Source organism: Deltaproteobacteria bacterium (assembly GCA_009930495.1).
Taxonomy (GTDB): Bacteria; Desulfobacterota; Desulfovibrionia; order Desulfovibrionales; family Desulfomicrobiaceae; genus Desulfomicrobium.
Map to the genome: position 1 here is coordinate 1 of RZYB01000181.1, position 4,767 is coordinate 4,767.

At 63.6% G+C, this 4,767-nt stretch carries 3 protein-coding genes; 2 read left to right on the forward strand and 1 reads right to left on the reverse strand.

Going from position 1 to position 4,767, the window contains the following annotated elements; all coding sequences use genetic code 11:
• Nucleotides 1-210 precede the first annotated feature (210 nt).
• Together EOL86_12015 and EOL86_12020 are read left to right on the forward strand one after the other, a co-directional pair.
• The gene (locus EOL86_12015; GenBank protein ID NCD26299.1) at nucleotides 211-1,917 is read left to right on the forward strand and encodes a GHKL domain-containing protein; all 1,707 of its coding nucleotides are present in this window, start codon (nucleotides 211-213) and stop codon (nucleotides 1,915-1,917) included.
• 15 nt (nucleotides 1,918-1,932) lie between these two features.
• Nucleotides 1,933-2,868, forward strand: coding sequence for an HDOD domain-containing protein (locus EOL86_12020; protein ID NCD26300.1), 936 nt, complete (start codon nucleotides 1,933-1,935; stop codon nucleotides 2,866-2,868).
• Between the two features lie 58 nt (nucleotides 2,869-2,926).
• Here EOL86_12020 and EOL86_12025 read toward each other — a convergent pair.
• A partial coding sequence (locus EOL86_12025) for a DUF2207 domain-containing protein (protein ID NCD26301.1) occupies nucleotides 2,927-4,767 on the reverse strand: 1,841 nt, incomplete at its 5' end.

Here is a 4,767-nt window from a genome sequence, read left to right on the forward strand (position 1 = left end):
CATACCTTAAAAATTCCGGACAGCAAAATCCCAAACCATCGGTATTCATGGCCGGAATGGGTGCGAAATCCAAAACACCTTTACCAACGCGCCCCCTTGGGCTAGCTTTCCCAAAGTGGTCCGGCCCGAGATCCGCCGCGACCAGCACGCTGGCCATGGGTACCGCACCCGCCGCAACCCGTGGCAAAACGATGGACGCAACCAGAACACATGAGCACGATTCCCTCCGACCAGAAGCAATCCTTGCCCACGGCGCCCGCGCGCATTCCTTCCCCGCGCCCCATGAGCGGCCAGCTCACGGCTCTGAGCATTCTGGTGGCCGTACTTCCGCTCCTGTGCCTGGGCACCTTGATCCTCGCCTTCCACGACGCCTCCCACCGGGAAAAAACGATTGAACTGCTGTCCGAACGGGTGCTGCGCAACGCCCAGAGCCTGGATGCCTTTCTGGGGGAAAAAATCGCCAACCTCGGCCAGGAAGCCTCCGCCCCGGTCGAGGACTTGGCCCGACAAAATTATCTTTCCGATCGTCTTCATTCCCTGCAAAACGCCTATCCCGGCGTCTTTCTCGGCCTGGAATTCATTGACGCGAAAGGCAAAATCCTGGCCCAGGCCGGCCAGGACCGCTCCGACGCCGATTACGCCGACGCGCCCTGGCTTCCCGAAGCCCTGGGCCGCCCCTTTCTGATCGGCGATCTGGACCCCGACCAGAAGGCGGGCTTTTTCGCCACGACGCGCATCACCAGGGGGCGCCAAATCTGGCTGTTGCGGGCGCAGCTCGATTCGCGGCACATCGAGACCAAAATTCGCGCCTTCCATCCCGGTGGCGCCGGCGGGGCCTTCATCCTTGGTCCGCGTGGCGACGCGCGGGGGCTGCCGGGCGGGGCCTCGGCGCCACCACGGACCACCATCGTCAGCCTCGGACAGCAGATTTTTCCGGAAAACAGACCCGTCGTCCTCGAGGCCCCGGACGCGACCGGGATCAGGAATTTTTACGCCTGCGCCCCCCTGGCGACCATCCAGGGCATTCTTGTCTTTCACCAGCCCCAAAAAACACTCCTGCGACGTCTGTACATCGCCCGGGGCGTGGCCCTGGCCGTGGCCGTGGCCGGCATTGCCGGCATTGTCGGCACGATCATGGCCATGAGCCGGCGCATGAACGAACGCCTGCACAAGGCCGAGCTCCTCCACCAGCAGATGCAACAGCAGATGATCGAAGCCGGCAAGTTGGCCGCCATCGGCGAAATGGCCGCCGGCGTCGCCCATGAGATCAACAATCCGCTGGCCATCATCATGGAAAATTCGGGCTGGATCCAGGATCTGCTCAAGTCCGAGGACTACAACTCAAAAGAAAACATGGCCGAAATCCATGCCTCGCTCCGGACCATCGTCACCCAGGGACACCGCTGCAAGGAAATCACCCACCGGCTGCTGAGCTTCGCCCGCAAGAGCGACAACACTGTCCGGTCGGTCCAGGTCAACGCCCTGCTCGAGGACATTGCCGGTTTCGCCCGCCAAAAAGCGAAATACAGCGGCGTCAGCATCCAGACCAAGCTGGACCCGGCCGTGCCGGAGATCCACGCCTCGGCCACGGAGGTGCAGCAAATTGTCCTCAACCTGGTCAACAACGCCATCGACGCCATCAAGCAGGACAACGGCGTTGTGCGCATCCTTTCCCGCCGGGACGGAGATCGGGTCGCCATCGACGTCGAGGACAACGGCGAAGGCATTTCCCCGGACCAACGGGCGCGCATCTTCGAGCCATTCTACACCACCAAGCCCATGGGCAAGGGCACGGGCCTGGGCCTGGCCATCTGCCGGGACATCATCACCAACATGGGCGGGACAATTTCGGTGGAATCCACGCCCGGACAGGGCTCGGTCTTCCATGTCCACCTGCCCGTCGCGCCGGAGGACTAACCAGTCGTCGTTCAAATGGCCAACCACATGCCTTCTGGCCAACCGGCCGTGAACCCTTCTCCCTCCCCCGCAAGGAACCACGCGAGCGCCCGGAGTATCGCCATGACCGAAAAATCCCTCATCGAAATCCTCAAGGCCCATATCGTTTCCGGCAAGGCCCAACTGCCGGCCTTTGACCGCACCGCGCTGGTCATCCAGCAGGAAATGGCCAAGCCCGAACCGGAAATGCAGATCATCGAAAAACAAATCATCCGCGATCCGGCCCTGACCAGCCAGCTCCTCAAGGCGGCCAACTCCCCCTTTTACCGGGGCACGGTGGAAGTGACCACGGTCCGCAACGCCATTGTCCGCCTGGGTTTGGCCGAGGTGTCCAACCTGGTGACCATGCTCGTCCAACGGAAAACCTTCACCAGCACCGAGCCATTCATCAAGGAACACATGAACCAGCTCTGGCTGCATTCCGTGGTCTGCGCCATGGGCGCCAAATGGCTCGCCAGGGAATGCCGTCTGCCCGGCTTGATCAACGAAGCCTTTTTCGCCGGCCTTCTGCACGATATCGGCAAGGCCTTCCTGCTCGTCGCCATCGGCAATCTTCGAGCCGGGGGCCAGATGCCGACCGATATTCCCCAGCCGTTCATCGAAGAGGTTTTGGCTTCCCTGCACCCGGCCATGGGCGCGCAGCTCCTGACGCTCTGGAATCTGCCGGAAATATACTGCCGCGTGGCCCGGCATCACCATGACGCCACCTTCGCCGAGGACGATACCGTCCTGATCATGGTCAGCCTGGCCAACAAGGCGCTCGCCAAACGCGGTATCGGCGTGCCCCAGGTTCCCGGACTGAATCTGGCCTCCAGCCCCGAAGCCGCCCTGCTGCACCTGTCCGAAACCACGCTCGCCGAGCTGGAACTGGCCCTGGAAAACCACGTCTTCTTTGTCCGGGGCATGGACTGATCCCCGTCCCGCGAGAACAGAACAAAACAGCCGGCCCTTTCGGACCGGCCGTCACGAACTACCATCCACCCCCGCCGCCACCACCGCCACCGCCGCCCGACGATCCGCCGCTCATGCCCGAGGACCGCCCCGGCGCCGTGGCCGCCGACGATATGGCCGCCCCCAGGTCGCCGCCCAGCCCCGTGGCGAAGCCAGCCGGATGGGTTGGGCTCCACTGATGTCCCGCATACCAACGGGGCTCGTAGCCAGCCCGGTCCAAAATCCCGGAAAAACGCTCGCCCCATTCGTTCCCAACGTCCAGGGCCAGGGCGTACGGCAGGAATTTCTCGAACAGTTCCGGCGTTTCGTCCGGCGGATGGATGAAATTGAGTCGGTCCTCCTCGGCCACGGACAGGTACAGCCGGAACCCCTCGATCTCGTCCAAAATCCGACGACCAATCAGCGTTGGCGCCTTGAGCAACTCATAAAAGACCGCGTTCGTGGCCACCATGCCCAAAAAAATCCCCGTGGCCGCGAATCCGGCCTCGCTGGCCAAGAAATACAGACCCACGGCCTCGCCTCCCAAAAAAGGCAGGGCGAACACGGTCACGAACACGGCCCCAAGCTTGCCCATGACACCCCTGGCCCGCCAGGCCTCCCACGCCCGGCGCACGAGCAGGGAACAGCCAAAGGTCCAGCCCGTCAACCACATGGCCAGAAAAAAAATAGCCGACGGTTCGGGAGCGGCCCAGGCCAAGGCGCCGACGGCCAGGAGCGTGATGCCCAGGCCCGGCGCGACCCAACCCGAATTGGTCGAAAAATAAGCCGAGGCCAGCTCCGAGCCCAGCTTGTCCTTCATGGCCTGCCGGGCCCGCCCGACCACGCGATGGTTGGTGTTTTTGAGAACAACGCGGCTTCCGCCCTTGCGCAACTCATCCCAGGCCGCCCGCTCTCCGCGCGACAGCTCGGCCGGGGCGCCTGCGGCCAACCGTAGGGTGGTCGAGCCGTTGTCCACGATCTTGAGGGCGCCCTTGACGGCCATGTCGATGATGCCGGCGCTGAAAGCCGCGTTGTCGAACTTCATGCGCCACAGCATGCGCGTCATGGCCGGAGAAAAACCCCTGGGAGGGGCGAAACGCGGGATAATGACGCCCCTGGCCGGATCGCGTCCGACCTTGAGCCAGACCATGATATAGTACGCCAAAAGGACAACCGCGCCCACGAACACGGGCACGCCATTCCCGGCCACGAAATCAAGGGCCCGATCCGCGGGCGTGGGTTCGGCCACGAAGCCCTTGGGCCAGGAGACGGCGATGGTCAGGCCCTCGCCCGGCGCATAGGGCCGCGACGAGGTCAAAACAATGGACTTGCCGCCACCGGCAAAGCGCCGCAGCGCGGTGCTGCCCCGAAGGCCCTCATAGGCCACGGCCTCGCGCACGGTCGCGCCCTCGGGCAGGTGCACCTCGCACCCGACCCGGTCCAGGGGCAGACGCCAGCCGTTGCCGTTGACGTTCCAGTACAATTCGTCGTGATCCGAAAAAAACCCGAGCTGGCGGGTTGTTCTGTAGGTCAGGGCATAGGAGTATCGCCCAGGAGGCAGCAGCACGTCCTTGCTCCCGGCATAGATGGCCACGCCGTTGGAGCGCTTTTGCGTATGATACGGCTCGGGGCGGCCATCGCGTTCCACCCCGAGCAATTCGAAGCCAACCCGCGCCGTGCGCCCGGCCCCATCCGGATAGACCGTGGGAAACTCGCGCACGATGCCACGCTTGATCTGATCCCCCCCCGCCTGGACCGTGATGGCCTCGGTCACCAGCAAAGAGCCGTCCGGCTCGACCGAAATCGTGGAAAAAAAATCAAGAATACGCTCGCCCTGGGCCCCCAAGGGCGCGGCCAGGGCAAGAAAAAACAACGTAAACA